The following is a 2,153-nucleotide window of genomic DNA, read 5'->3' as shown; positions in this document are numbered from 1 at the left end:
TTCTAGCACTTCTCCCGCAGTAGTGACTAATACTTTAGTAGAAATCGGTAAGCATTTCTTTAGTGATTTCTTGCTACCCTTTGAATTAGCTTCCGTGCTATTATTAATGGCCATGGTCGGAGCAATTATTTTAGCTCGTCGTGACCTTATCCCCACCCTGAAAGCTGAAGAACCTACGGCCACAGCCTTAACATTACCCGAACGACCTAGAGAATTAACCGCCCCTAAATAAGACCAAAGAAAGAGGTATCATGCAGATTCAGTTAGAGTATTATTTGTTATTAGCGGCGGCTTTATTTTGTATCGGAATTTATGGTTTAGTCACCAGTCGCAATGCCGTCCGGGTTTTAATGTCGATCGAATTGATGCTCAATTCCGTTAACATTAACTTAATGGGTTTTTCCAACTATCTTGACCCCGCTAATATCCGAGGCCAAATTTTTACTATTTTCGTGATTACCGTAGCGGCAGCCGAGGCAGCCGTGGGTTTAGCGATTATCCTGACTATCTATCGTAACCGCGACACGATCGATATGGAACAGTTTAACCTGCTCAAATGGTAAGGTTTTAAATAGGGTTTGCTGAATAAATCTAAAAACCTTGTTGGATAAGGTTTTTAAACTTTTTTTCCCTCAAAAAGTGCCGACCATTGGGGTGAACCCCACACCCCACACCCCACACCCCACACCCTGTCCCCACGAAAAACTTTTTCAGCAAACCCTAAATATTTCCCCCCCCTCTCTCCCTTTTTTGGGGAGAGTTTTTTTTGGCTAATTTTCCCTGTTAACGGGGATAAATCTCGGTGACAACTCGATCGGGGGAGCTACTACTAACAACAATGTTATTATCTTCTAAAGTTCCGATCGCTTTATCGCCAGTGAGATTAAATTTTGGTTCCTGTTGTTCATAGATAATATTCCCCTCGGCCTCGACAATTTTTTCCGACATTTTCCAAGTTAAGATCTGACTATACAATTGCGCCCCAGTTTTCTGATTAATTCCCTTAACCCCATCCTTGAGATAAGCGATACGATTGCCTAATTCCACCACCACACGATTACCAGTAATAGTGATTTGATCTTGATATTGAAAAATTTCCGTGGGGCGATCGGAAGTTAGGGTACGATTTTGATAGTTCCAAATTGCCTGAGAACCAGAAATCTGTAAAGGTGGTTCTAAAGAGCGATATTCGAGGTTTTCTTGCAGGATAACCTGATTATTTTTTCTTTCCCAACGACCGCCGATAGCAGTAAGGCGATCGATAATAGTTTTACTAATATAGCGATCAAAAGCGACTTTTTGATCGGTACTAATGACCTGTTGCGGAATTTCCCAGTACAGGCGCTCGGTTTGCAGGACAACACGAGATTCCTTGGCGGTAGCCACCACTTGACCTTGTAATTCTAGTTTTTCTTGGCGCGTGTCGTAGCGTCCTTGGCGCGCCTTAGCTTCTAGTTGTAGATGACTACCTTTGATCCCTTTGGGGGAGATTAAAACACCCTCCTTGGGTAGCCAACGCAATTCCGGCGCGTTAATAATGGCCTTATTGCGGGGATCCACAGCCACAATATTATCTTTGAGGAGAATTTCCTGGCCTTCCTTGTAAACTTCACCGCGGTCAGCACTAACCTGTAAAACCACTTTCCCATCTTGATAGATATTACCTTTGATATTTTCCAGACGGGCGATTTTTTGGTCTTGGGTGTAGGTAGCTTTTTTGACTTGAATTTTCCAGAGGGGTTGTCCGGAGGGGTTAGCCTGTTCTAAGGTGGCATTATTGAGAATTAAGCGGCCAGTTTCCTCAATTTTAGGCGATTCTGTCGGCGAAATTGTCGGCGGATCAGGCGGTTGACAGGCCGTTAATCCCAGCAAACCGATTAGAAGGGCAGCCCCGCGCCCAATTGATAGTTTTAATTGTAACCGCTGCCTCAATTTCGATCGCTCCGCTGCTATTTTCTCTCCTCCCAGTTTAGGGTAAGGGGTCGCCCCTTGACCGGTTGAAAGTAGTTCACTCGCTAGTTTTGCTGGGAAAAACCCCCGGTTGAACGGTGAGAGTTTGTTGTTTACCCCTGCGGTTAATCTCGATTTCCAGATTACCACCGATCGCACTGGTTTCTACACCTTGCTGCACATCGGCGGCGGTTTTAACGGGG

Annotated in this window: 4 protein-coding genes and 1 pseudogene; 3 read left to right on the top strand and 2 right to left on the bottom strand. The window is 44.6% G+C overall.

What is annotated here, in order from left to right; translation table 11 throughout:
• The 3 genes from PX481_RS19750 to PX481_RS19740 form a co-directional block, all read left to right on the top strand.
• Positions 1 to 232 (top strand): NADH-quinone oxidoreductase subunit J (locus PX481_RS19750; RefSeq protein ID WP_288095589.1); only part of this gene is annotated, 232 nt, incomplete at its 5' end.
• A gap of 25 nt (positions 233 to 257) precedes the next feature.
• Positions 258 to 563 (top strand): NADH-quinone oxidoreductase subunit NuoK, encoded by a 306-nt coding sequence (gene nuoK, locus PX481_RS19745; protein WP_197533180.1) that lies wholly within the window; start codon positions 258 to 260, stop codon positions 561 to 563.
• A gap of 40 nt (positions 564 to 603) precedes the next feature.
• Positions 604 to 774: a hypothetical protein gene (locus PX481_RS19740; protein WP_288023409.1), complete on the top strand. Its 171-nt coding sequence runs from the start codon at positions 604 to 606 to the stop codon at positions 772 to 774.
• A gap of 9 nt (positions 775 to 783) precedes the next feature.
• Here the strand turns inward: PX481_RS19740 and lptC are convergent, their stop codons facing one another.
• A complete protein-coding gene (lptC, locus tag PX481_RS19735) occupies positions 784 to 1,932 on the bottom strand; it encodes an LPS export ABC transporter periplasmic protein LptC (RefSeq protein ID WP_002762103.1) in 1,149 nt (382 codons plus the stop codon).
• A 76-nt stretch (positions 1,933 to 2,008) separates the two neighbouring features.
• Positions 2,009 to 2,153: pseudogene (locus tag PX481_RS19730) on the bottom strand (serine protease); the annotation flags it as partial.

The sequence above is a fragment of the Microcystis sp. M53603_WE2 genome (assembly GCF_030065435.1).
The sequence above is the reverse complement of the archived record's forward strand: the minus strand, read 5'-3'. Positions and strand labels throughout refer to the sequence as shown.